Annotated in this window: 25 protein-coding genes; 11 read left to right on the top strand and 14 right to left on the bottom strand. The window is 47.4% G+C overall.

Features of this window, described 5'->3' with window-relative positions:
- Positions 1-182 precede the first annotated feature (182 nt).
- Complete coding sequence (locus H8K36_RS17460) at positions 183-428, bottom strand: DUF3297 family protein (protein ID WP_186917807.1); 246 nt, start codon at positions 426-428, stop codon at positions 183-185.
- A gap of 170 nt (positions 429-598) precedes the next feature.
- On the opposite strand from H8K36_RS17460, the gene H8K36_RS17455 reads away from it, so the two are divergent.
- Positions 599-1,582: an AEC family transporter gene (locus tag H8K36_RS17455; protein ID WP_186917806.1), complete on the top strand. Its 984-nt coding sequence runs from the start codon at positions 599-601 to the stop codon at positions 1,580-1,582.
- A 21-nt stretch (positions 1,583-1,603) separates the two neighbouring features.
- Here the strand turns inward: H8K36_RS17455 and H8K36_RS17450 are convergent, their stop codons facing one another.
- Complete coding sequence (locus H8K36_RS17450; RefSeq protein WP_186917805.1) at positions 1,604-2,848, bottom strand: tetratricopeptide repeat protein; 1,245 nt, start codon at positions 2,846-2,848, stop codon at positions 1,604-1,606.
- Positions 2,849-3,051: 203 nt separating this feature from the next.
- On the opposite strand from H8K36_RS17450, the gene H8K36_RS17445 reads away from it, so the two are divergent.
- On the top strand, positions 3,052-4,491 hold the full coding sequence (locus H8K36_RS17445; protein ID WP_186917804.1) for an aminopeptidase P N-terminal domain-containing protein: 1,440 nt from the start codon (positions 3,052-3,054) through the stop codon (positions 4,489-4,491).
- Between the two features lie 88 nt (positions 4,492-4,579).
- Here the strand turns inward: H8K36_RS17445 and H8K36_RS17440 are convergent, their stop codons facing one another.
- From H8K36_RS17440 to H8K36_RS17425, 4 genes are all read right to left on the bottom strand, one after another.
- Complete coding sequence (locus tag H8K36_RS17440) at positions 4,580-5,338, bottom strand: tRNA-uridine aminocarboxypropyltransferase (protein WP_186917803.1); 759 nt, start codon at positions 5,336-5,338, stop codon at positions 4,580-4,582.
- A 98-nt stretch (positions 5,339-5,436) separates the two neighbouring features.
- The gene (locus H8K36_RS17435; protein WP_186920462.1) at positions 5,437-5,712 is read right to left on the bottom strand and encodes a hypothetical protein; all 276 of its coding nucleotides are present in this window, start codon (positions 5,710-5,712) and stop codon (positions 5,437-5,439) included.
- Between the two features lie 59 nt (positions 5,713-5,771).
- Positions 5,772-6,491, bottom strand: coding sequence for a VanW family protein (locus H8K36_RS17430; protein WP_186917801.1), 720 nt, complete (start codon positions 6,489-6,491; stop codon positions 5,772-5,774).
- The gene (locus H8K36_RS17425) at positions 6,488-7,159 is read right to left on the bottom strand and encodes a class I SAM-dependent DNA methyltransferase (RefSeq protein WP_186917800.1); all 672 of its coding nucleotides are present in this window, start codon (positions 7,157-7,159) and stop codon (positions 6,488-6,490) included. Before H8K36_RS17425 ends, H8K36_RS17430 begins: the two co-directional genes overlap by 4 nt.
- 221 nt (positions 7,160-7,380) lie before the next feature.
- On the opposite strand from H8K36_RS17425, the gene H8K36_RS17420 reads away from it, so the two are divergent.
- From H8K36_RS17420 to H8K36_RS17400, 5 genes are all read left to right on the top strand, one after another.
- The gene (locus H8K36_RS17420; RefSeq protein WP_186917799.1) at positions 7,381-8,403 is read left to right on the top strand and encodes a glucokinase; all 1,023 of its coding nucleotides are present in this window, start codon (positions 7,381-7,383) and stop codon (positions 8,401-8,403) included.
- A 13-nt stretch (positions 8,404-8,416) separates the two neighbouring features.
- On the top strand, positions 8,417-9,415 hold the full coding sequence (locus H8K36_RS17415) for a N(4)-(beta-N-acetylglucosaminyl)-L-asparaginase (protein ID WP_186917798.1): 999 nt from the start codon (positions 8,417-8,419) through the stop codon (positions 9,413-9,415).
- 2 nt (positions 9,416-9,417) lie between these two features.
- On the top strand, positions 9,418-10,185 hold the full coding sequence (locus H8K36_RS17410) for a copper homeostasis protein CutC (RefSeq protein ID WP_186917797.1): 768 nt from the start codon (positions 9,418-9,420) through the stop codon (positions 10,183-10,185).
- A 121-nt stretch (positions 10,186-10,306) separates the two neighbouring features.
- Positions 10,307-10,897: a TetR/AcrR family transcriptional regulator gene (locus tag H8K36_RS17405; protein WP_186917796.1), complete on the top strand. Its 591-nt coding sequence runs from the start codon at positions 10,307-10,309 to the stop codon at positions 10,895-10,897.
- 75 nt (positions 10,898-10,972) lie between these two features.
- Positions 10,973-12,028 carry an alkene reductase gene (locus H8K36_RS17400; RefSeq protein WP_186917795.1) on the top strand — a complete coding sequence of 352 codons (1,056 nt, stop codon included), beginning with the start codon at positions 10,973-10,975 and terminating at the stop codon, positions 12,026-12,028.
- A gap of 146 nt (positions 12,029-12,174) precedes the next feature.
- Here the strand turns inward: H8K36_RS17400 and H8K36_RS17395 are convergent, their stop codons facing one another.
- The 4 genes from H8K36_RS17395 to H8K36_RS17380 form a co-directional block, all read right to left on the bottom strand.
- Positions 12,175-12,795, bottom strand: a complete 621-nt coding sequence (locus H8K36_RS17395; protein ID WP_186917794.1) for a glutathione S-transferase — start codon at positions 12,793-12,795, stop codon at positions 12,175-12,177.
- 213 nt (positions 12,796-13,008) lie between these two features.
- Positions 13,009-13,443, bottom strand: coding sequence for an ExbD/TolR family protein (locus H8K36_RS17390; protein WP_186917793.1), 435 nt, complete (start codon positions 13,441-13,443; stop codon positions 13,009-13,011).
- Positions 13,444-13,799: 356 nt separating this feature from the next.
- Entirely contained in the window at positions 13,800-14,840 is a 1,041-nt protein-coding gene (locus H8K36_RS17385; RefSeq protein ID WP_186917792.1) for an IS481 family transposase, read from the bottom strand.
- A 151-nt stretch (positions 14,841-14,991) separates the two neighbouring features.
- Positions 14,992-15,279, bottom strand: a complete 288-nt coding sequence (locus tag H8K36_RS17380) for a KTSC domain-containing protein (protein WP_186917791.1) — start codon at positions 15,277-15,279, stop codon at positions 14,992-14,994.
- 233 nt (positions 15,280-15,512) lie between these two features.
- On the opposite strand from H8K36_RS17380, the gene H8K36_RS17375 reads away from it, so the two are divergent.
- Positions 15,513-16,715 carry a serine hydrolase domain-containing protein gene (locus H8K36_RS17375; protein ID WP_186917790.1) on the top strand — a complete coding sequence of 401 codons (1,203 nt, stop codon included), beginning with the start codon at positions 15,513-15,515 and terminating at the stop codon, positions 16,713-16,715.
- A gap of 20 nt (positions 16,716-16,735) precedes the next feature.
- Here H8K36_RS17375 and H8K36_RS17370 read toward each other — a convergent pair whose 3' ends face one another.
- Positions 16,736-17,431 carry a DUF3334 family protein gene (locus H8K36_RS17370; protein WP_186917789.1) on the bottom strand — a complete coding sequence of 232 codons (696 nt, stop codon included), beginning with the start codon at positions 17,429-17,431 and terminating at the stop codon, positions 16,736-16,738.
- A 461-nt stretch (positions 17,432-17,892) separates the two neighbouring features.
- Here H8K36_RS17370 and H8K36_RS17365 point away from each other — a divergent pair, with 461 nt between their 5' ends.
- A complete protein-coding gene (locus tag H8K36_RS17365) occupies positions 17,893-18,747 on the top strand; it encodes an alpha/beta hydrolase (protein ID WP_186917788.1) in 855 nt (284 codons plus the stop codon).
- Positions 18,748-18,783: 36 nt separating this feature from the next.
- Here the strand turns inward: H8K36_RS17365 and H8K36_RS17360 are convergent, their stop codons facing one another.
- Positions 18,784-19,182 carry a VOC family protein gene (locus H8K36_RS17360; RefSeq protein ID WP_186917787.1) on the bottom strand — a complete coding sequence of 133 codons (399 nt, stop codon included), beginning with the start codon at positions 19,180-19,182 and terminating at the stop codon, positions 18,784-18,786.
- Positions 19,183-19,394: 212 nt separating this feature from the next.
- Here H8K36_RS17360 and H8K36_RS17355 point away from each other — a divergent pair, with 212 nt between their 5' ends.
- Entirely contained in the window at positions 19,395-19,610 is a 216-nt protein-coding gene (locus tag H8K36_RS17355; RefSeq protein ID WP_186917786.1) for a helix-turn-helix domain-containing protein, read from the top strand.
- 5 nt (positions 19,611-19,615) lie between these two features.
- Entirely contained in the window at positions 19,616-21,586 is a 1,971-nt protein-coding gene (locus H8K36_RS17350; protein ID WP_186917785.1) for a DUF2075 domain-containing protein, read from the top strand.
- A gap of 82 nt (positions 21,587-21,668) precedes the next feature.
- Here H8K36_RS17350 and H8K36_RS17345 read toward each other — a convergent pair whose 3' ends face one another.
- Both H8K36_RS17345 and H8K36_RS17340 read right to left on the bottom strand, forming a co-directional pair.
- Positions 21,669-22,652: a hypothetical protein gene (locus H8K36_RS17345; RefSeq protein ID WP_186920461.1), complete on the bottom strand. Its 984-nt coding sequence runs from the start codon at positions 22,650-22,652 to the stop codon at positions 21,669-21,671.
- A gap of 74 nt (positions 22,653-22,726) precedes the next feature.
- On the bottom strand, positions 22,727-25,231 hold the full coding sequence (locus H8K36_RS17340; protein ID WP_186917783.1) for an ORC-CDC6 family AAA ATPase: 2,505 nt from the start codon (positions 25,229-25,231) through the stop codon (positions 22,727-22,729).
- Between the last annotated feature and the right edge of the window lie 2 nt (positions 25,232-25,233).

The raw sequence follows: 25,233 nt of genomic DNA, 5'->3' as shown, positions 1-25,233 counted from the left end.
TCCACCTGACTAACAACCGACAATTTAAAGGCTAAGGTGTAATCTCTTTGACTCCTACGCTCTGTTGATTTCATTGACGTTCCTTTCGATCACAAAGAAAACTGTCAATCTATTTCAGGACGGGTCATAAAGTTAAAAAAAGGCGCGAACAAAGTCGCGCCTTTTTTTTGAGCATCATTCGATCAACGATAGAAAGGTTCAACCACACCTTTTACTTTGATCATCATCGGCATGCCTTTACGATCAAGCGTTTTACCCGCTGGCACGGTAATCCAACCTTCGCTGATGCAATACTCTTCAACGCCTTGACGCTCTTTACCATTGAGCAAAATACCAACGTCGTGTTGAAAAATTTCAGCCACGTAAAATTTACTACGTGGGTCGACCGAAAGGCGATCTGGGAATGCTGGTTTAGCGTTATCAGTCATGCTAGTACTCGATTCTTAGATAATGAAATAACTTGGAAAGCTGGCATTTTACGTTTGAATGGCGAGGGAATCAAACAATGGTGAATTTACTATGTTGATCAAGGTGCCAATAAGCAAGGTCCTTATGGCATCATAGTGGCTTACTTCCGCCGCAATTGCTTTCTTAATCTATGTCACTGGCCATCTTCCTCAAGCTATTTGTTCTCATTCTGATCGTTGCGATTGGCTGGTGGGCAGGCCGCACCTCGATGCTGCGCGGTCCCGAGCCAGTGCGAGTGATTTCGGCTGTTGCATTCTACTTATTGGCGCCTGCCTTACTGTTTCGCGCCACCGCCCGTATTGATGCCCAGCACATGCCATGGCAAACCTTGACCGCTTTCTTCATCCCCGTCATGATTTGGTTGCTGTTGAATTATGTCCTGCAGCGCTTCCTGCAAAAGAAAACAAAAGGCGTCGAGATTAGTTCAGAAGAGGTGGCAAAGCCAGCGGTACGCGCCTTGAGCCTAAGTTTTGGCAATAACGTACAAGTTGGCTTGCCGCTCATCGCTTCTTTATACGGTGATATGGGCCTGTCGATTCATGTTGCGATTATTAGTATGCATGCGCTACTGTTGATGGGCACGGGCACTCTCTTAGTCGAACTCGACATCGCGCGCCAGCATCTCAATAACGGTCAACAAAGTTTGGCGAAAACCTTACAACAAACTGCGCGCAATATCATCATCCATCCCATCATTTTGCCCGTACTGTTAGGATTTGCCTTCAATTTAACGGGGCTAACTCTACCGCAACCGCTCGACGAAACTTTACAACTGATGGGCTCCGGCACGGTGCCTTTGTGCCTGTTACTGATTGGGCTCTCACTAGCACATCATGGCATCAAAGGCTCGGTCAAACCCGCAATGCTCATCAGCATCGGCAAAATGTGTTTAATGCCGCTCGCCGTGTTTCTGACCGCCCGCTTTGGCCTACATTTGAGTGGCGTACAACTGGCCGTGGTCACTCTAGGCGCAGCACTGCCGTGCGGCAGCAATACCTTACTCTTCGCCCAGCGCTATCAAACTCTGGAAGCCGAAACCAGCGCTGCGATTGTGATGTCGACCGTTGGTTTTGCTTTGATGGCCCCCTTGTGGTTAATGGTGTTAGGTAACTAAATTCCCAGCCATGCCTCAGAATTATTTCTTAGCAATACTTGGTCGTACACCATACTTCTCGATAAATTTTTGCAGGCCTGTGGGGTTCTCTTTTTTCCACGCTTCGAAATCTGGACGATAAGCTTCCTCAAAAAAGAGAATAAAGATGGCCGCATCGAGCTCCTGATTTTGAGCGGCTTGCTGTAACAAACCCAAAGTAGGTTGATTGATTTTTTTTACGAACTCTTTGGAACTAAAAACTTGAGTCCAAGCTGCTTTTTCCAGACGAAATGGACTGAGCAGCGCTTTTTCTTCGCCATTTAGATTAGCCCCGGCAGTTGCTTCCTGTGTTGCCATCAATGGGACTTTCGCCAATGCGTACAAGAACCAAGCGGCACCTCCATTCTCTTCTGTTGCATCCTTAATACTCGCGTCGATTTCAACACCAAACGACTTCTTGCCATCCTTCTCAACAGGTTTTAAATCGGCGTAACGTTTTACACTGATCGGCTTGAGAACTTGACCACTATTAGCGGAGACTTGGGCATACCAATCCCAAGCAGGCATGTAATTCGGTTGGATTTCAATCGACTTTATCAAGGAAAGTTTAATCACTTCCGGCGGACGACCGAGCTTATCCTGTGCATGGGCGAGAAAACGCCAGCCTTGAAAGTTTCGAGGATCAATATCTAAAGACTTACGATATAACTTTTCCGCTTGATCAAAATTCTGCAGCTGAAAATAAGCGTCACCCGCATACAAAACAGCACGAGCAAACTTGGGGTCTTGTGCAGCTGCAGCTTCATACTTTACCACTGCCGCTTTGAAGTCGTGACGTTGAAACAAATCCTCGGCTTCAGAAAACAGGCGCGCTGCCTCTTGATTAGAGGTCAGCTGCTCCTGTGGCGATGGCGCAACCAAGCCACGCAATACCTCAAGTGCCACTGGATCTTCAGCATTCAGTTGTAGCGCCTTTTGAGCCAATGCTTTGGAGCGTGCACGGTACTCTTCCACAAATTCAGGTTTAGTAAGCTTTGCAGCGGTGAAGAAAATCGCTGCCTGACTAGACCAAGGCGCGGATGCCTTGGGATCCGCTACACTCGCTTGTCGGTATTTCTCTAATGCCTCATCGGCCTTTTGATAAGACCACAATACATTTCCTTCTTTAACTAAGGCCTCAGCCTTAGCATTGCCAAACATACTCTCTTTAGTACCTTGAGCATGTACGCTGCAGAAAAAGGCGCTGTAGCCAAGAAAAATGATGACCGTGAAGAGCTTTTTTATCATAGTGAGACGGATTTCATGTATTTATAGAAAGAATAGTATGCCATTAAGATGGGGTAGGTATCAAAGCTTCTGGCATCACGGAAAGCCTAAAACAAACCGTATTCCCACATTCTTTTGTAATTAGCTTGTCTGCAATTGAAACTCTGGTTCACAATCGTGGTCAGACCTCTCATCTACAACAACAATCATCTTTGGAGACACCCATGTCAGCATTTCGACTTGTCTGCTTGCCTGCCTTGGTTTTGGCACTTTCCGCGCCTATCTGCACCGCCGCCCTAGCAGCGCCAGCAGTCACCACAACTCAAAGCTTTCATGCCGCTCGCTTACCAGCCAGCTTTTTTGCAGGCAACCGAGCACGCCTACTGGCGGAATTGAAAAAAATGGGGCCAGGGACGATTGCGATCATCAAATCGATGCCAGAGCAAAACCGGAATGGCGATAGTCATCACATGTATCGACAAGATTCCGACTTTTACTACCTGACAGGCATAGAAGAAGCAGAATCCGTCGCGATCTTGAACGCCGATAGTGACAAACCCTACACTCTGTTGGTCAGAACACGTGATGCGCGACGCGAACGTTACGACGGTGCTCGCTTGGGTGTTGAAGGTGCGGTGAAGCAGGGCGCCGATCAGGCGGAGTCATTTCCTGCGGCAGAAAAAACCCTGAAAGAGGCCATTAGCAAAGCACAACGCGTGGTATTGATCTCCAACTTCGACGAAGACTTCCGTAAGAAAGCGCTCGATCTCGTTTATCCCTTTGGTAGCGATAACAATCACGCCAGTTACAAAAAGATTCTGGTCGATGGACGTAACTTAGTGGCAGAGATGCGCTTGATTAAACAAGCCGCTGAAATCGAGATGCTGCAAAACGCGGTCGATGTCACAGCGGCCGGTCATCTCGCTGCAATGAAGGCGTCTTTAACTGCCAGCAATGAGGGAGAGGTCGCAGCTGCCTTTCAAGGTACGACACGTCGCTTAGGTGCTCGTTTCACTGGCTATGACACGATCGCCGGTGCGGGTGGTAATAGTTGCACCCTGCACTACGTGACGAATGACCATGCAATTGAAAAGAATGGTGTGATGTTACTCGACGCTGGTGCAGAGGTCGGTTATTACACCGCCGACGTCACTCGTACCTGGCCAGTGTCCGGCAAATTTTCAAAAGAACAGAAAGCCATTTACGAGCTGGTGTTGAAAGCGCAAAACACCGCCATCGATCTGGTCAAAGCAGGTCGTTTACATCACGAAGGTTTTGATGCGGCGATGCGTGTCATGAGCGATGGCTTGATCGATCTTGGCATTCTGAAAGGCGATAAAGAGGCGCTCTACAAGAGCGGCGCCTATAGCCGCTTCACCATGCACGGCATTAGCCATTGGATAGGGCTTGATGTGCATGACGCGGGTGGGTATCAAATGGAGCCGGGCAAACGTGGCGGGCAACGTGTTTTGCAAGCTGGCATGGCCTTGACTGTCGAGCCTGGCATTTATATTCCTAGCGATGCCAATGATGTCGACGCCAAATGGCGTGGCATAGGCGTGCGGATTGAAGATGTGGTTTTAATCACGCCCGAAGGCAATCGCAATATGAGTGGTAAATTGCCGCGCAGCGTTGAGGCGATTGAGGCGGCGTTGGCAAAGTGATTTGCGGCTCGGAATCCATGGGATTCCAGATCTGAACCACCCTCGTCCCTAACCCTTCTCCCGCTTACGAGAGAAGGGAGACTCTGCATTAAATCTTTTCGCGTAAGCTACGCAAAGTTTGGTGGATCTCATCATCCCAATTCAATTTCTGCTGCATTTTCGCCCGCAGATAATGCTCCGTGTACAAATCTAAATACGCATCCATGGTTTGCGCGGCATGGGTTTCTCCTGCGAGTTCCAAACACAGTGCTGCCACTTCCGCCGTGCAGAAGTGATCGTCACGACGTGAGCGGCGCAAGCGATAATTGGAAATCTGCTCTGGCTGCAAACTCAAAACAGGAAAGTTCAAAAGGTAAGGGCTCTTCTTGAAAATCTTGCGCGCTTCCGACCACGTTGCATCGAGCAAAATGAATAAGGGTCTCTTTGTTTTTACGTGATCTGAATAACTCTGTACGGGCGCCAAGTCGTTGACGACGCGTGCTGGGTCAACAAACTCGCCAGGAAAAACCACGTACGGCTGCCATTGCGGATCAGCCAGCAAGGCCAACAAAGCAGGATCAACCTCTGTACGCGCCCAAGCAAAGGCAAAAGTGTCGGGTACCACGTCCGCAATCAACCATCCGGTATTACTCGGTTTTAAAGGCTCCGTGTCTGACATCAACAAACACACCGCGGCGTTGGTCGGCACAATGGTACGCCATTCACAGATGCAGTAGGAGGGCAAGAGACGGCATCCCGCACAACGCTCGCCATGGGGGCCACCACGCGCTAGAAAAGGCCGAGTGCTACGTTGCAAGCGCAGCGTGCGTAGCTGGGAGACGGCGTGAGGGACAACACTGGAAGACATAAAGCAAACCCTAGCGAAGGCGATCGGGTTGGTAAAGAGAGATGAGTGATTGTACGAGATTTGTTCGTTCGTTGGTGTATGAGAAGTAAACAACGAACTCAATCGTCATCAAATGATTCAGTTGACATCAATACCTCTGCGTCAATCGCGGCATCAACACGGTCGGGGTCTTGAAGCTTACTGCCCGCAAGCAGGCAGACCATGACACAGATGAATCCGATCAAGAAAAGAAGGGCTTGGTGCATCCCCACCGGATGAAATGCAACTAGGTCGATTAGGACACAAACCAATACTGCACCAAAAAAAGAAAAGATCCGACGCCATTTGGAAATAAAAGCCAAAAGCTCAACTGAATTCATTTTCTCTATTTCCATCTTCACTTACCTCGTCGTTCTAAATTTATGCAGTTCTGAACCAGATATACTCAATTTTTTCAAACTTTCTTCTTCACATAAACATCTGAAGCGACCATCACACCATTAACCATGGCTTCTACCAAATTTGTCTTCTCATCGATTGCTTGCCGCTTGAATTCCAAGGCGTAGCTTGGTAATGGCTGCGCGGAATGAATTTCACCGACGAGGCATGCATCTTCTCTACGCAAAACAAACACTAACTCAAACGAATGAGGATTAAAGAAGCGCAGATCTTTAGTCCCCCACACCACCGTCGCATCCGCTCCGAGCGGCGTGTAACGTTGATGGTCGTCGTAGATATCGAGGCTATGTGGATGGCGCTCATCGACATGCAGGCCGGAAGACAAAGCTAAATGGTAAAGCATCGAACTCATTTGGCACAAACCGCCACCCACTTGTGCACTCATTTCTCCGTTGACGAGATTGCGGCCAGGATAAAACCCATTGCCACGTGTCGGGCGCCCTAATCTATGCCAGAACGACCAAGTTTGTTGCGGCGCGATCGAGGTAGAGGATAAGAGTACACAAGCACGTTCAATATTCTTAAGCTTATTTTCGTAAAAACTACTGTGCAAAATGGGCTGTGTAATACGTAAAGGCTGTGCACAACGCAAGGTGGAATGACTATCACCGAAATCTTGTTGACCTTGATGATCACGCCATTGTCGCTGCCAATGTTTAAGTTCTTGACGCCACGATAAAGGCACCCAATTTCTCAAACGTGTACTCAAGCTCATGCGCGACGCTCCAGTCGCACCACATAATAAGACGCGTAGGGTGCCAAGAAAGAACCGCACAAGAATCGGTCGATACGTGCGAGTAATGGTCGAATAAAGGCAGGGAATCGGTGTATCGGCAGCATCAATATGCCACGCCATTGTGTAAGCTGCCAATCGCTCGCAGCCAATCTTGAAATATGATCGAGAGTGAGCGCGGTATTAGCATGCCATCCCGTTTTCTTTTTACGCAAAAGCCGTCGCCTTGGTTCAGACATAAAATCGACGACCAGTATGCCACCAGGTTTCACCACTCGGGCTGCGCGTTGCAGAAAGCTTTCAATCTGTTCCGGCTGCAAATGCATCATCACGTGAAAACAAGTTGCCGCTGAAAACCCGTGCAATTGGTCGGGAATTTGCGTAAGGTCAGCGTGAATCAAGCGTCGATCGGGATACTTCTGCGTCGCTACCGATAACATCTCTTGCGAACCATCGAGCCCCGTCATTGCGTAAGTTAAGAGACGTCCGGTGCCACATCCGAAGTCAATCACGTCCTTGGTTGAACAGTCAGCCAACCAAGCACTCAAAATAGTTCGTTCGCAGCGATCAATGTATTGTCCGTAGCTATTGGCGAAACGTGATTCGTCATAGCTTGATGCGATCTGGTTGTAATAATCGATGACGGACATATTTTTGCGATCAAGAAAGAGTCGACTCTTGCCGAAACTAGGATTCGGCAATGTGCCACAGCTAAGGCCTGCTTGGCAATGTTTCTCATTTGAACTATCGGCTTGTTTAGTGCGCTTGAGGCTAAACTACATCGTCGGTATGAAGTCGATCCTTTTTTTGCCTTAGACGGTATTAAAATGCGCTACACTCATTCCCATTTTAGCGAGATAGGAGCGCCGTTGTGAGCAATCGTTTGCAAGTGCTGAGCACCAACACTGGAACGAGCACCGTCGTCGCCGACATCGGAGGGACACATGCGCGCTTGGCAATGGCGACTTGGGGCGGAGCACAAGACACCATCTCATTGGCCCATCTAGAAAAATTTGCTTGCCGCGATTTCACTACCCTAGAGTCTTTACTACAGCACTATCAATCGCGCCACACAGGCGCTCAAGCCCTCGATATGGTACTCGCGGTCGCTGCGCCGATTATTCATGGCGATGTGGCGGCGCAAGCGAATATGCCTTGGCCTGTGCGCATTCAGCAATTGCGACAAACATTCCCGCAGCAATCGATTACATTGCTCAATGATTTCGTTGCGCTTGCTCACGCAGTGCCGACCCTGCAAGAGGCCGATCTGCAATTACTGTGTGGCACACCATCGACGGAATACGCAGGCCCAGTATTGGTGATGGGGCCCGGTACTGGATTGGGAGCGGCGTATTGGTTACCCGGTCATGGTGGGCAAGCGTCGCAAGTACTGGCGAGTGAAGCAGGTCATATTAGCTTAGCTGCCTCGACCGCACTTGAAACGGCGATCGTACAAGAATTGAGAAAGCAGTGGTCCTATGTGAATGTCGAACGCGTTTTGTCAGGCCCGGGCTTGATCAATATTTACCAAGCCCTGTGCACATTGGAAGCGAGAGAGCCGCATTTATCGTCGCCCGCGGCCATCACAGAAGCGGCGATGGCAAATACCGATCCGCTAGCAGTCACTACGCTCAATGTGTTTTGCGAATGGCTTGGCAGTGTCGCAGCGGATTTGTGCATTAGTTCCAGCGCCCAACGTGTCATCTTGGCGGGCGGCATCCCTTCATTAATTTGGCCTTTCCTCCAGCACAGTGGATTTGCAAGTCGCTTTACTAATAAAGGGGTGATGACTGCGGTCATGCGCCAAAGCTTTGTCCAAGTGATTGATCACGGTCAGTTGGCCTTAGTCGGTGCGGCGCAATTTGCCAGAGAGCATCGATCCACCATTTCATAGAAACAGAGACAGTATGATTTCACGTCGTCAATGGATTACCGGTATTAGCGCGAGTGGTGCGTCGCTCATCGTCCCGCAGGCTTTTTGTCGAGAACAGCAACAAGCACGTGTGGTATCGACTTGGGACTTCGGCGTCGGCGCCAATCAAGCCGCGTGGAAAACCTTACGCGCTGGCGGTAGTGCCTTGGACGCAGTGGAGCAAGGCGCACGTTGGGCCGAAAGTGACCTGTGTAATGCCACCGTTGGCCGTTGTGGCAACCCAGATCGTGATGGTCATGTGAGCTTAGACGCTAGCATCATGGATGGTGACGGTCGTTGCGGCTCGGTTGCTGCATTAGAAGATATCTTGCATCCGATTTCCGTGGCGCGCCGCGTGATGGAAAAGACGCCGCACGTGATGTTAGTCGGCGCTGGTGCCCAACAGTTTGCGGTCGAACAGGGATTCAGAAAAAAGAATCTATTGAGCCCAACGGCTAAAGAGGCATGGCAAGAATGGAAGAAGGAAAGTAAGTATCGGCCCCAAATGAATGTCGAACGTTTATCCAAAGCTATGCCGGGCGACAAAACGAATCACGATACTTTAGGTATGCTCGCGATTGATAGCAATGGCCGCCTCGCTGGCGCATGCACCACCAGTGGCATGGCGTGGAAGTTACGTGGCCGTGTGGGCGACAGCCCTATCATCGGTGCTGGCTTATATGTCGACAACGAAGTAGGTGCAGCGACAGCCTCTGGCGTCGGCGAAGAAATGATACGCAATGCCGCGAGTTTCCTCGTGGTCGAGATGATGCGACAAGGGAAGTCACCTAGCGAGGCCTGTCTCGCTGCATTAGAGCGCATCGTTAAGAAACGTGAGGAAGCAAGTAAGAATTTACAAGTCTGTTTGCTGGCAATGAATAAGCATGGCGAAGTTGGTGCTTATGCTCTGCATCATGGCTTTGTGTATGCGGTCTGCGATCATGATAAAGATGAACGCTTGTTGGATTCTGCCTCTGTCTACGCTAAGAGCTGAGCATGATCCCCCGTCGCACCATCATAGAAATTGCTGCGAATTCTGTGCGCTCCGCCATTGCGGCCGAGGCTGGTGGCGCAGACCGCGTTGAGTTGTGCGAATTCTTAGAGGGAGGCGGTGTAACGCCTTCTTTTGGCACGATCGCTTACACGCGCGATAAGCTCAATATTCCCTTACATGTTTTGATACGGCCTCGCGTTGGCGATTTTTGTTATGGTGATGAGGAGTTGGAGATCATGTTGCGTGATGTCAGCATGTGTCGCCAACTGGCATGCGATGGCGTAGTGATTGGTGCCCTCGATCGTGATAGCAATATTGATCGTGATTTCTGTATTCGGCTGATAGATGCAGCAGGTGATATGCGCGTGGTGTTTCATCGTGCGTTTGATTGCGTGCTCGATATTGACCGCAACTGGCCCGCGCTGACGAGTCTCGGCGTACACGGCTTACTCACATCGGGCGCTAGCGACGATGCGAATACCGGTGCCGCTCAGATCGCCAATTACGTACAAAGAAACGCTGCCTTGGAAATCATCGCAGGTGCTGGCGTCAATGCGGCTCAGGTACAGGATCTGATTCTCATGACCGGCGCACACGCAGTTCATGCATCCGCTCGACAACTACAGCAGTCCACGGCAGCGATGCGGGTCATTGCAGGGCTAGACGGGCAATTCTGGCAAACTGACCAGGAATTAGTCGAGCAATTAGTGCAGGCCGTTCGGCATGCAGATACAGGGGCCCAAAGCCGATTTATCAATAAAATCGCGTAAATGCGGCGAAATATCAGCTAAGTTCACTTAAAATACAGACATATCATTGCAACTTGGCAAAGTCGATCAGGCTCAAAAAGTTTACTAGACGACTGGTCTAATATGTTCTATGATGCGAAGTATGAATACCACCCGCGACAATACCCGCCAACATATTTTGGACACAGCCAAACCCATTATTCTGGGCAAAGGCTTTGCCGCGGTTGGTCTAAATGAAGTGTTAACAGCAGCTGCAGTTCCTAAAGGCTCGTTCTATCACTACTTCAAATCGAAAGAGTTGTTTGGTGAAGCCTTGCTGGCGGATTACTTCGAACATTACCTCGCACAGATAGAAAGCGTTCTTCAAACTAGCGACACTCCCGCAGCACAACGTTTACTGAATTATTGGAGTGGCTGGCTGTCTAGCTTTGCTGAAAGCGAAATGCAATGCCAATGTTTAGCGGCCAAGCTCGCAGGTGAAGTCTCAGATCTTTCTGAAGCGATGCGACTAGCACTACAAGAAGGCACACGCCGCATCATCGCTCGTATTGCGATTTGCATCGAAGAAGGCAAGCAAGATGGTTCGCTCGCCGCTGATATTCAAGCGCAGCAATGTGCCGAAAGCCTGTACCAAATGTGGCTTGGCGCAAGCTTACTGACCAAGATGCGTCACGATCGCAGTGCACTCGACTGCGCGATGGCCACGACCAAGAAAACCCTGCAACTCGATTAACACTATTTGTAGTTCACGTGTGCCGCAATCCGCGATATCACGTCTCCTGAACCATGTCTCAATAAAGGAAAGACCATGTTATTTTCTCCGATCAAAGTAGGTGCTTTAACTCTCGACAACCGTATGGTGATGGCACCATTAACACGCACTCGCGCTGGCTATGAACATTTGCCGAACGCACTGATGGCTGAGTACTATGCACAACGTGCCAGCGCTGGTTTGATCATCACCGAATGCACCATGATTACGCCAAACACCTCTGCCTTTGCAGCAGAGCCTGGTGTGTATAGCGCAGAACAAATCGAAGCGTGGAAATTGACGACTAATGCTGTGCATGCAAAAGGCGGCAAAATCTTTATGCAAATCTGGCATGCCGGCCGCGCTGCGCATCCAGACTTAAATGGTGGTGCGCCAACTTTCTCTGCGAGCGCGATCGCCATCAATGGTGATATACACACGCAAAACGGCATGGTGCCGCATGTCGCCCCACAAGAACTCAGTGTCGAACAAATTCAAGTGATCGTGCAAGAGTTTGCACAAGCAGCGAAAAACGCGATTGCGGCTGGTTTTGACGGCGTTGAAGTGCATGCGGCAAATGGCTATTTGATCGACCAATTCTTACGTGATGGCTCCAACAAACGTAGCGATGCATACGGTGGCTCTTTCGAAAATCGTGCGCGCTTCTTGAGCGAGATTTTGACCGCAGTCAGCGCCGCGATCGGTGCGGATCGTGTCGGCGTGCGCTTGTCACCATTGAACAGCTATAACGGCATGATCGATAGCGACCCTATCGCTTTGATCGACTATTTAAGCAAACACCTCAATAGCTTCAACCTCGCTTATTTGCATTTAATGCGCGCAGACTTCTTCCAAGCGCAAAAAGGTGACGTGATGACCGTGGCTCGTGCCAACTACAAAGGCGTATTGATCGGCAATATGGGTTATAGCGGTGATGAAGCACAACAAGCGATCAAAGATGGCTTACTCGACGTGGTGGCTTTCGGTACTGGCTTCTTGGCCAACCCAGATTTGCCAGCGCGCTTGAAAGCGGGCGCAGCATTGAACGCACCAGATGCCAGCACCTTCTACACACCAGGTGAAAAAGGCTACACTGATTATCCAACGATGTAATTTGGATGCAGGACTTGGTACTTGATCGCATTCAAGTAACAAAGGTAGCAAAGCAAAAGAGGCAGTGCCGCGAAAATATTTATTTCGCAGCGTTGCCTCTTTTTTACTTATTTTTTATCTGCTTATTTCTTATTTGCCGATTGCGATTACGCGGCAAACTTCGCGTAGTAAGCCACCACCGCGGGATGTTCCGCCACGCGTTTCATATGCGCGTTCAATGCTGGAGCCACTTGTTCAACCAAATCCGTCGGCACGTGATCTAAACGACCAGAATTCAAGGTACGAATGTCGATGAAAACTTTGAGATCGGCCACAGTCAAACGACCATCGGCAAAATACTCACCACCATGCGCTCTCAATTGTTGCTCTAACCAACGCAGATAAACAGGAATTGAGCCATTAACCAAAGCCAAACGCGCTTCTTTTTGCTCTTCGCCTGTCATACGATAAGTGGGGCCCATACGCATGCTCGCTTCTTCAACGACGAACATTACTTCATCACACAACAAGGCTTGGTAAGCGTCTGTTGGATACAAACCTGCTAACTTACCTGCATAGCGAATGATCGCATCGCATTGAGTGACTTGAACGTCGTCAACCGTCAAGGTCGGCACTTGGCCGAACGGTGTCGTTTTGCGTACCTCTGCAAACTCTGGAAACGTGAAACGGTGGTCTTCGAAACTCACGCCACCGATTGCCAAAGCTAATCGAGCTGGTTCGGCACGGCCACCGTGCACATCGAAGTAAGTAATTTTAAGTTGCGGCATGTTATCCCCTGATTTAACGGATTCGATAGAGCGCGATGGAAAGTAAAACGAAGCGCATCGCGGTTGACGATAGTCGACAAAAGATCATAGCACGCCACGCCAAAATGTTCAGGCACCCAAAAACAATGCCGCGTTTGAACGCATCAAACGCGGCATTTTGCTGTCAATCTGAACGAGCTAAAGCCAGCTTATCAAGCTCATTCAGCGACGAGCTTACAGATATTGTTCACTGCCGATCAAACCCATCGATTTCACGCCCCGGCTTTGTGCCGCCACCATCACCGCCGCCACATTCTTATACAAAGTTAAGCGGTTCGCTAAGAGATGCACATCTGGCTGCTTATCAAGTTTACCGATTTCCTGAAACCGATATTCCAAGGTATTGCGATCGATCACTTGGCCGTTCCAAGACACGGTGCCATCAAAATCGATATCGACCTTCACCGGCTTTTTCAAATCACAAGAAACGATGGCGCAATCTGCTCCCGCCACATTGAGATTGACCGCATTTTGCGCAACCGGCAAAGTCATGATGAACATAATGATCAAGACCAGCATGACATCAATCATCGGTGTCATATTCATTTCCAACATGGGTTCGGCAGGTGCGCTGGCTTTGCCAGTATTTGCGGTAGAGATGTTTTCCATAGCGAGCTCCTTTAACAATCAATACAACTATTGGTGAGAAGAACAACTACATCATGCGGTGAAAGAAGAAGTGCCACCGCCTACTTTAAAGAAGCAAAAGGACGAAGGATAAAAACGCTGAGAATGTGATACTTGTGCGTTAGGAGTTAATTCAAATTGGGCCGAGGTTGGAAAATACTCATTCGCTACATTGGGTAAGGGCGTAGCAAATGTCAACACGAAAGCACACATCGATAACGCGCGCCTTCGTTTTTACTATGGACGATGAAAAAGCAAAAATCAAGAAGAAGATGAGGTAGATGTATTAGCTCATACCCGATCTGACAGTTACCAGTTTTTCGAGGGTGTCTGTCAGATTAGATTTGAGTCAAATTCTTTTCAACCCAAATCAATTTCCCTTCAAGCAAAGTATCCATTGGCGTTCTGCCGCAGCACATTTTGCCTTGATGAGTTCGTTCATTGTTATAGTAAATGAGCCAAGCGTCCAGATCTTTTTGTAATTCATCGAGCGTCGTATAGATCTTTTTACGGAACGTCACTTGATAGAATTCCTGCAAAATAGTTCTATGGAATCGTTCGCAAATACCATTGGTTTGTGGCGACATCGCTTTCGTTTTGGTGTGATCAATATCGTTGATAGCCAAATAAAGTTGGTAGTCATGTTGTTCAACTTTACCGCAGAATTCCGTACCTCGATCCGTCAAGACACGCAGTACAGAAAGCTCATTGGCTTCATAGAACGGCAACACTTTATCGTTGATTAAATCAGCCGCCGTGATCGGGGTTTTTGTGGTGTAGAGCTTGCAATGAGCGACTTTACTATAGGTATCAACATAGGTCTGTTGGTAGATACGGCCCACGCCTTTAAGGTTACCCACATAGAAAGTATCTTGCGAGCCAAGATAGCCCGGATGCGCCGTTTCGATTTCACCACAGGCTTCATCGTCTTCCTTCTTCTTTTCCAATGCTGCAACTTGTGCATCGTTTAAGAGGATGCCTTCACTTGCCACTTTCGCTTCCAGCGCCTTGAGTCGCTTCTTGAAATTTTCCAGATCGTGACGCAGCCATATGGATCGTACACCACTACCAGAAACGAAGATGCCAAGCTTTCTTAACTCGTTGCTCGTCCTGTGCTGCCCGTGCGCTGGGTAGTCAATCGCATAGGTTTTAACGGCGTCTTCAATGGTGGGGTCAACACGATTCTTGAGGTTCGGAGAACGCCGACTTTTATCAATCAGCGCTTCAACACCACCTTCGTTCGCCAGCTCTTGATAGCGATAAAAAGTGTCGCGTGAAACGCCCATGACTTTGCACGCTCGGGACACATTGCTCAGTTCCTCAGCTAAATTGAGCAAACCGGCTTTATGTTTGATGATAGGGTTGTTAGTATGTAGCATGAGAGTTACCTTTCTTTGGTTTAGTAGGATTCGACACCCATATCTAAACCGGTAACTCTCATCTTTTCAAGTCGATGTGTCAGATCAAGTCTGAACTAATACAGGTAGATGCTTAGTATATTTAGTTGCACTTCTTCGTATTTTTCAGGAATCAAGTCTCTGCGTCTGGCGCTTTAAATAAATCTTCAAGAGCTGCTCGGCTGCTCGCCGAGCTCGTTCCAGCACGTCCACGTTTGCCGTGAAATTCCTCTTCGATGTTGTCGCGATAAAAGCTCCACATCGCACTTGATGATGCCGTTGAAAAGCGACGCCAAGTTTCATTGCCCACACCTGCATAATCAATCGCATTGCCGTCATCGAACTCAACGCGCAGCGTGCGTTCCTTAGCGTCATAGCCAATCGCCCTCAATTTGCCTGCATTAATACGCCTCATTTCCATGGTGCTCTCCTTCTTGTGTGTGCGATGTTCGAGGACTCCATTTTAAAAAGCTGAAGCCAATATGCCTATCCAGGTTGCACTTCTAACGAGCCTCGGAGCATGCCCTATTGTACTCAGATTGAGGGTGATTCAACATTCAATTGATAGTCATAAGAAAATACATTTTTCAAAGCTGCAGGAGTACAATCTTCGTTAATTTGTTCACAGTATTCTGGTGAAGATGAAAGGCGAACATGTCTCTTTCCCAACGCAGACAATTTTTGAAAACAGGTATTCTCAGTGCCGGTGCAGCTATGTATGGCGGCTCGCACCTTGCAACTTCGGCAGCGCCCATTAACCCTGTAGTTCCTGCGCCGTTTGAATCGAATACATTGACCAATGCTCTAGACAAAGCCATTTCTAGCCGCGCCGCGCCGGGTATTGCACTGAGCGTATGGCACAAAGGCGCAGAAGTCTATTCGCAGCAAGTGGGGTATGCTAATCTCGAGACTGGAACACCAGTCAACAAAGACAGCATTTTTAGAATTGGCTCGCTCAGTAAGCAATTTACGGCGGCAATGTTATTGAAACTTGCAGAGTCTGAAGCCTTGCAGCTTGATGACCCCGTCAAAAAATACCTGCCCTATTTCGCAACAAAAGAGAGCTTTAGCATACGCGAACTCTTGCAGCACACGGCTGGCATTCACGATGCAGATGTCGACCCGCGCACAATCAAGGCAACGAATCAAATCGAACTCGCGCAACTGATCGCGAAACAAAAAAAGGTTTTTGATTTTGCACCAGGTACCGCATGGCTCTACAGTAACTCCAATTATTTCCTGGCCGGTGCCATCATTGAGCATGTCACCTCGAAATCGCTCACCGATGCTGGCAAAGCACTCTTGTTTGATCCACTGAAGTTGAGCAAAACTAGCTTTGATGTGGCGCAACGTATCGTTCCATATCGCGCGGCGGGATACGCCCTGAGCGAAGAGGCGAATCTGCCGTTCACCAACGCGGGCTATGAAGATATGGTGCTCAATGGCGCTGCCGGCGGCATGATTTCGAATGCATCCGATCTCTGCCGTTGGCATCATTTACTCTTAAGCGGTGCAGTATTCTCGCCTGAGAGCTTAGCGCAGTTGATGGCGCCTGGTCTGCTGCGCAACAAGCGCAAAGCGAGTACGAATCGGTTTTCACCGAATGACAAAATGATGGGGAGTGTTGATTATGGTCTGGGTTTATTAATCGACCACGAGAGCACCAGCGACCAATCTGCCATCATTCACCATCACGGCGGCGTGATGGGCTTTGCCAGCATGCTAGTGAGCCACCCAGCAAGCGGCCTTACCTATGCTTGTTTGTGTAATGCCGATACCAACCCTAAATTGCCGTTTAGAGAATTGCGTCGCGCTATTTTGACTTCCGTCTTAAAACCCGTACCGGTCAAATCTTAAAGACTTGGGCCGTTGAAAACTTACATCCCCAAAGATTTCAACAACTCATCACTCTCATCATCACCACCTTTTGCGGGTGCGGATGGAGCTGGGGACGCTTGGTTGGCCTGTTGGAATTCGAGCAGATCATCTGGGTCTGGCACTTCGCTGACATCGAAGTCATGCAATTTGATGAACTCTGTGCGATCGATCGCGAGTTCGAGATAGAAGATGTTGTTGTTCTCGGTGAAGAAAGATACGCGACGAATTTCGGGGCGGTCGAGCGGGGTATCCACACTCAGCATCACCTGCTTGGTCAAGACCAACATCTTCGGTTGATTTTGGGTGATATTGGTTTGTAATTCGCGGCGAACTTTGCCTGTGAAGTCACCAACGATTTGATTCATCAATTCGCCCAAGATATTCGACACCTCATCTGAAGTAAAGGACCCGGCCAGTTCAGATTCTGGCATGCCCATGCTCAGCATGTATTTGGCATAAATCTCCATCGCTGCGGCGGAAGAAAAATTCAATACCACCAAGCCAGAGAAACCACCATCAAACAAGACGAAGCAACCGATATCCGGTTTCAAACCAATTTTGGTAATACGCTGCACCATTGCCGAGTAGTGAATTTTGGTCTGCGTCGCCACATTCAAGACACGCGTCACCGAATGACATAAGCTGGTTAAGAGGTCTTCCGTGCCGTAAACAATGGTTTTATCGTCCGCGCTCATTACCTACTCCTTCGCTACATTCTTGATGGTCGATCGACGTTGTATCTAAAGACACTTCGCCGCGCTGCTCAATGGTTGCCGTGATGATTCACGTAATTTAGATAGTTTGCCCACGCTGTTGCCAATTCGTTCATTTTCTAATGCAAATCAGAATTTGTTAGAGAAAAGGAAAGCATGCGCAAATGCAAAAATTTGCCATAATGAAAGAATATTCAATGGCATGCATGCCGTCCAGCAATTTCACGCGGAGTGTGCGGTTTGTGGTTTTAGTGGCGTGAAAGTATAGCTTTGTGTTGTAGAAATGCTGAGTGTGAGCATCGCTTACAAGCGATGTGGCTTGCCAAAAAGTTCATTGTCTACTCGAAATTCAGGGTAAATAAACTTATCACGCGTTTTATGGTCTTACCCTGCATGAATTCTGCACCAGCCGACCCAACCTGATTGAAACAAAGGCAAACAAGATGAAAACCATTGCGATTTTTCTGCTGAGCTTGTGCGCGATGACCAGCGCCTGTGAGGCTAAGAGGGACAACTCAACACTGCAATCCACCGCGCAAGCCAATGTCAGTATCTTGGCCGATAAACTCGCTATGCCGGGGCTCAATCGTTCACGCCAAATTCGCATCTACTTGCCGCCCGACTACGCCAAGTCTGACAAAACTTACCCTGTGCTCTACATGCACGACGCGCAAAACCTATTCGATGTACGAACTTCGTATGCAGGCGAATGGGGAGTTGATGAAACCATGAACGCCTTGGCGGCATCGGGCAAACTTGAATTGATCGTGGTTGGCATCGACAATGGCGAAAGCAAGCGCATGAACGAGCTGAACCCTTGGGATAACCCAGAGTTCAGCCCCGCCGAGGGCAAGCAATACGTGGAATTTATCGTCAAGGTACTCAAACCTTACATCGACCAACACTACCGCAGCAAACCCGACCGCGCCAACACCGGCATCATGGGAAGCTCCATGGGCGGTTTGATTTCGCACTATGCCATCAACCAATTTCCCGAAGTGTTTAGCAAAGCAGGCATCTATTCGCCTTCCTATTGGATATCGAAGCAATCGCTAGACTTTATCGCTCGCCAACCAGCCGCCAGAGACGCGCGCCTTTACATCGCCTCAGGAGAAAAAGAGGGCGGCTCACAAGTGGCCGACGCCAAGAAATCGTATGAGGAATTGATCAAAGTCGGCCACCCAGGCGAAAACCTCAGTCTCAAAATTGTCGCGGGTGCTGAACATAATGAAAAATTTTGGCGCGAAGATTTTGAACAGGCGGTGTTGTGGTTGTTCAAAGAACCTGCAAAAAATTAAGTACAAGCAGCATGAAATGCATGGCGTATTTAAAACCTAAATGCCTTCGCTCTCATGGCAGCAAATACAAATCTTGTTGCCATCCAAATCGCGAAAGTAGGCACCGTAATAGTTAGGATGGTAGTGCGGCCGCAGACCAGGCGGCCCTTCACAACTAGCACCGAGTTCAATCGCTTTCGCGTAAGTGGCATCGACGATCTTACGACTCTTCGCCAGCAAGGCCAGCATCTGCCCATTACCAACGCTCATGGGCTCGCCATTAAACGGCTGACCAATACAAACGATAGGCCGCGCCACCCCTTGCTCCACCCAACCAGACCATGATCGCTCTGGATAAGAAAATTTCAGAACATAACCCAGCTCATCCATGATCGCTGAATAGAAAGCATGAGCACGCGTGTGGTCGGTGATGCCGATGAAGACGTGAGAAATCAATTGTTGCCTCGCTGTTTAATCGTTCTGCGCGATTAGGGAAGTGTCCCACACTCGCTTGATGTGGAGATTTCAATCTGCTGGTAGTTTCTTTGTCGTCAAAGACTAAGTCAAGAATTCATTTGTGTTCTTAAATATGTGACTCATAGTCCGTAGACCTATAAGTCACACTCCACCATGATTGGCGATTCTTCAATCGCTTTCACGAGGCACGCATGGCGGACAAAGATCTTCTCGCGTTTGGACAGCATCTCAAGGAATTGAGGTTGGCTCAAGGACTCAGCCAAGAACAACTGGGCCTAATCGCGGAACTCGACCGCACTTACATCAGCGGCATTGAGCGTGGTGTACGTAATGTCAGCCTTTCGAATATCTTCCGCTTAGCGCGTGCACTTGATGTACCAGCTTCTGCGCTTTTCGAGAGCGAGTGAGAAGTATGTCGAGCAGATCATTCTACAATGCTGAAGTGCCAGATTTCTTGCGCGAGTCGCCGGACGCCATCATCGGCAAAATCACGCAACGTCATTCACAAGAAATCAATCATGAACAGACCGGTGCATGGCTGAGTCAAATCAATTTACTTCAAAAATGTTTGGCAGGTCTCACAGAAGGTTTTCTACTATTTGAAGTTCTGATACCACGCATGGGTAAGCGTGCCGACGTAGTCTTGATCTACAAAGACATTTTATTTGTGCTCGAGTTTAAGGTTGGCGCCAAAGACTACCACGCTAGTGACCTCCGCCAAGCGCACGGATACGCACTCGACCTTCATCATTTTCATGAGGGAAGCCACGACAAATGCATAGTACCGATGCTGATCGCAACAAATGCCAAGTCAAAACATGATCCGATCACATGCGGCGCAGACTTGGTCTTTGAGCCGCTACGCGCCAATCAAGAAAACGTTTTAGCCATGATTGAGCAATGTGTTCGCCAAATCGAGAATCCGCCGACGATCAATGTAGGCGAATGGCTGTATGCGTCCTATAAGCCAACACCCACCATCATCGAAGCTGCACAAGCGCTCTATGCCAATCACGATGTGAACGACATTGCGCGAAACGACGCAGGCGCACAGAACTTGCATCTAACTTCAAAGACCTTGGAAGACATCATTCACAACGCCCGATTACATCAGCGAAAAACGATATGCTTCGTGACCGGAGTACCAGGGGCAGGCAAGACCTTGGTAGGCCTCAATATTGCAACTGACGCAGGAATCGAAAAAGAAGAACAAGCGGTTTTCTTATCCGGTAATGGCCCATTGGTCGAAGTTTTAACGGAAGCACTGGCGCGCGATTCAGTCAAAAGGAACGCGCACAAGAACAAAGCAAGCGCATTGCGAGCCGCCTCTGCGTCGATACAAAATATCCACAAATTCAGAGACGAATACATTAAGGATAAGTCCGCGCCTGTTGAACATGTCGTGATCTTTGACGAGGCACAACGCGCTTGGGATCAAGAAAACACATCTAAATTCATGACGACCAAGCGCGGTCAAAAAGACTTCGCACAATCAGAACCTGAATTCCTGATCAGTGTCATGGATAGGCATCAAGACTGGTGCGTGATCATTGCGTTGATTGGTGGCGGACAAGAAATCAACACGGGTGAAGCAGGCTTACAAGGTTGGGCAGACGCACTCGCTCAACACTTTAAGCATTGGGATGTTTTTTACTCGGATAAGCTGACGCAGATTGAATACGCAGGTCGTGATGTGAAATTTGATGCTGTCGCCAATGCAAAAGCAGAACCAAGTTTGCACCTAGCCACATCGATGCGCTCATTCCGCGCAGAGAAACTGTCGCACATGGTGCATCACATCATCCACAACAATCCACAGGCCGCGGCGGAGATTTATCAGACTTTTAAAGACAAATTCCCCATCGTCGTCACTCGCGATTTACAAGCCGCAAAAGCGTGGATCAAAGAGCGTGCACGAGCCAATGAAACAAAAGGAGTAATTGCATCCTCTGGCGCAGTACGTCTCAAACCAGAGGGTATCTTTGTAAAAAATCGACTGTCTGCAGCAGATTGGTTTTTGAATGAGCAGGACGATGTGCGTTCATGCCATTACCTCGAAGATGTTGCGACTGAATTCGATATCCAAGGTCTTGAACTCGATTGGTGTTTGGTGGCCTGGGATGCAGACTATCGTTACGTCAATGGTCAATTCGAGCATTGGCGGTTCACTGGAACGACGTGGAAACGGCGGCAGCAAGAGGAACAACAGCGGTATCTTGAAAATGCTTATCGGGTTTTGTTAACTCGAGCCCGGCAGGGGATGGTGATTTTTGTGCCGCTTGGTGATGCAGAAGATAACACGAGATTACCAAATTTCTTGGGCGAGAACTTTACGTACTTGCTGAATTGCGGTGTATGGTCTTTATCTACAGTTTTGGAGTAAATTAGGCCAAAATAATCACCTCATTTGAGGTAGATCCATTGCAACCAATTTTTTCCAGTTCTATTCTAATTGAGCAGAGTCTCTAAGCTTCCATTTTTTGAAGATCAATCACGGTGTTTGCATCGATCAGCAACTGCCACTGTTTTCCTATTCCTTTTGAGTATTCATTAAAAAAATAACTATCAGGTGTCGGATATTCAATATGGACATCATCAAAAGCAGCTTTTAACAATGACAACGCAACGGTTTGCATTTTTGAGCCGGTTGCGAAATATATCAGACGCTCATAAATATTAAATTTGCTGCGAATCTCAATGAGTGTTTTCAAAGTGTCTTGATAGTCTAATGTCGACGTCGATCGGACCAATAATTGACTCTCGGGATTTATTGGATTGTCTTCTGAAAACTCCTCAATTAGTTTCTTGTGAATTCGTTGTGTTGCCAACGCTCGCCAGTGTGATTCTGTTGAAGGAGGAACTCCATTGATCAAAACTAAGCGATGCGGATTTAGTGTACCGATGCTATGGCGAATTAATTCTTCGTTGAAAGATGTGAAGGCAACGGCGCAAACAGGTTGTCCCTGCATTCGTGAGCTACTTAAACACGTTGAACGCAAAATCGTTGAAATTCCTAAAGTTGGTTGCCCTGCAAAAGTTGCTAAAAGCGACCCTGATCTTTGAAAAACCTTATTGAACTCTACATTTGTTGGCGCATACGTTTCTGCTTCCGAAAAAACAATTCTAATATTTTTCCTCTCTTTTAAAAGTACAACGATAAGTACTAAGATTAACATTTTCGACATCGCAGAAATGTCGACAATTATTTCGGAAAAATTCGCCAAAGATTTTCTACAGATTCCCTTAATCTTATATTCAAATTCATGAGCGGATTTAGATGAATACGGTAAAACCGAAAGGTCCTTGTGATGCGAATCGAACATTTGCTTTACTTCGGATTCCCTATTCTTCCCCTTCGCTTGTGAATATCGAATCGCAATTAGTTGGGTGATGTCCGCGGAAGCGCAAATCTCTTTTGGAATAGCTAGGGCTCTATCTTCAAAACCCATCGCGAAAATGAAGGCACTGTTTTGGCAATTTAAGAGGGTTGACGAGATAGGTTCCAAGTTTCGTAGAGTCATTATTATTCCATTTTATCGAATCCAAGGTCCGCTTGACCAGATTCAGGGGGCACTTTCACTTTTGTTAGATTTCGCCTTTTTTCTTTCCAGTATCGCTCAAATTTCTTTGGTTCATTCAATAGCTGTTGAAATTCTTTATTGCTCAAGGAAATACTGTCTTTCTTACTAAACGAAATCCTCGCAAACGGTATCAATCTTTGATTTAAGAAAATACGAGGGGTCATAACGCCACGCACACTCCTGCCTCGCCAATCGGGGAGGAATACATGCCATCGCAATAGTCCGTTGTAATAAAGCTGCGTTTTTTCTGTTAATTCTAACGCATCAATTATCTCAATCCGAAAAGCTTGTTTTGGATTTTCTCTGTCTTGATTTTGAATCAACGGTTGCTCAATTAATTCCCACCGACAAATTGCAATAAATGCCTGAACGATGTCCTTTAACTTTGTACCAAAATTCTTTGAGGTTGTTCCGCGATTAACGTCTTCATCCCAGAAACCGGTATCCTTAATTGTTTCCGTTAAGTTTAAGAATTCTCCACCAGAATCAGAATATCTGCTTTGTTGATCTATTGGAGATATTGGCAGTAAACTAACGTCTTTAACCTTTAGCGATCGAACAAGCTCATTGAACAATTGAACCATACTACGAACATCACTCGACCACATACTAATGAAAGCCTTTGATCCATAGTAAATTGCTTTGGAACTAGACCCTTTTGAACTACGCAACCTTCGTGCTTGCTCATTGAAGGACCAATCACTTATTCCCAATATTTCGTCAAGCCCTAAGCTTAACTCTCGGAATTCTTCAATTCGCTTTATTCGACGTCTAAAGATGGAGTTTAATAAATCTGCTCGCTCCTCGTATTCAATATGCAATGTCTCGTTCGCGAGATCGATCAAATCAAAATCGTGTGTAACTTCAAGCGCCTTTTTTCCATTCATTCGCAAGAAACTATTTGAGGCCTCCGTTGAAATTTTGAAAAAAAGATTTGCTCTCCGCTTAAAGATGATTGGATTTAATGTGCCTTGTAACGCAACATTCAACAGGGGAATGGTATAGTCATCCAGAAAGAAGAAAAATGGCTTGCCTTGAATCCAGTGAATATTTTCAGACGCAACAGCATAAAGCTCATCTAAAAGATCGATTTGGTCTAAGTTCCAATGATCTAGTTTCTTACTTTGACTTAAGCGACATTTTTCTTTTTGGTTTCCAAGAAAATTGGAGAGAAATGTCAGAGGTTCTACCCCTGTAAGCAATGGTCGCTCAAACTCATTTCCAAATTTCTTTTCCAGCCAGTTATAAACCCATTCGTAACTCAGCGACTCACGTATATTTCTTTGTCCAAAGGCACGGAAAATTTCATGTAGCCAACATAAATGAAAGTAATGAATCAGTTGGCGGCGTTGCCCGTCATGTAATTTCGAAGGAATGTATGGGAAAGCCTCAACTATATCGCGACAATTCAAATAAAATCCGAGAACACCATCGGCACCTTGTACACCCGAGGATTCGCCAATTAACTCATCGAGGAAGAGTGTCATCCTTCGGAACGCCATCGTTTTACCGCATCCTCGAGCACCAGTGATTACGGTGACGTTCCTACTTGTAAAAGCACTCGCGCCGAGTATTTCTGGCACAAATAGGTTCTGCCATTCATCCTGTCGATATCCTAATGCCTCTGCATTTAAATAGTCATCAACGTTAATTTCACTCCTACCTCGGCCGGCATTTGCGGCATCTACTTGGGCTTCACTTATTCTTTTTTTATATAGAGACCATAAATTTAGGTTTGTAGATTCGATATTATTTGAAACATTCATTCGATAAGAATCCGTGAATTCCTTACCAAAAAAAATAATAAGTTTCTCTCTAATTGATCGCTCGGTTGCCTCAAGCTGATCGATTCTAACGCTTTTAAGCAACCGACACATGATCGAACTAACTTGCTGCGAGTCTGGTTTTGGATCGAGCTGATTGCGTGAACCACCACAACCAAAATCTGTGACATAGATTCGAATTGGATTATCTGGAAGCCTCGGGTCTGGTTTTGAAATTAAGATGTTACCTTCATGTAAATCACCATGCTTCAAATCCATTGCATCACATGCGTGTTTTGCATAAATGAGTGCCTCACCTAACGCCTGCAAAAAAGTGATTGAAAGGTTTTTCTCTCGACTAAGGTATTGAGTTAAGTTTTCGCCATCAATGTATTGGTAGTTAATATAAGTGAAGGAATCACCTTTTTCATCGAGAATTTCACCCCAAGATTGAATGTCAACGATTTGCGGAACACTTGATAACGCTTTCACTTTTTGTATTTCAAGTTCCCACCCTGTTTTGAGTTGATCACTCCGAATAATTTTGCATGCCCTCTTGGCTTCCGCGAGCACTTTATGTTCCGCCAGAAAGACGTATCCAATTTTTCCGTTCCCAAGTATCGATTTCAACTCATATTCTTCGATAACTTTTCCCACCCATTGTGTTGGATTTTCAATCAGCATTA

The sequence above is a fragment of the Affinundibacterium nitidum genome, assembly GCF_014284155.1.
GTDB classification, from domain to species: Bacteria; Pseudomonadota; Gammaproteobacteria; order Burkholderiales; family Burkholderiaceae_D; genus Undibacterium; species Undibacterium nitidum.
Note: the sequence above shows the minus strand (reverse complement) of the source record. Positions and strands in the feature narration are given on the sequence as shown.